We start from the raw sequence: 327 nt of genomic DNA on the forward strand, positions 1-327 counted from the left end.
CTTCGGCTTGCCCGTCGTTCCCGACGTATAGATCACGTACGCCAGATCCTCCGGACGGGCTTCATGGAAGCTGTCGGTGCCAACATTCTGATGGCTCTCATCGCCGTCGTCCACAGTATCCGTCAGCTTGCCGGAGACTATGCCCGAGCCAATCGGCGCATTCGCCCGCTCCTCGCTGTACGACGCTTCGTCGTCCAGGTACAGCACCGCCGCCAGCGCCAGCTCCTCTTCGTCAAGCCAGGCTTCAGCACGCTCTCGCAGCGCCGTTTGCGTCAGCAGCACCTTCGCTCCGCTGTCTTCGAGCATGAACCGCACGCGCTCCGCCGG

General features: G+C 63.6%; 1 protein-coding gene. It reads right to left on the bottom strand.

Annotated elements, in window-relative coordinates:
• Positions 1-327: AMP-binding protein (locus G9G53_RS26665; RefSeq protein ID WP_238796334.1), on the bottom strand; the 327-nt coding region annotated here is incomplete at both ends.

Source organism: Paenibacillus sp. EKM206P (genome assembly GCF_011066155.1).
GTDB classification, from domain to species: domain Bacteria; phylum Bacillota; class Bacilli; order Paenibacillales; family Paenibacillaceae; genus Paenibacillus; species Paenibacillus polymyxa_D.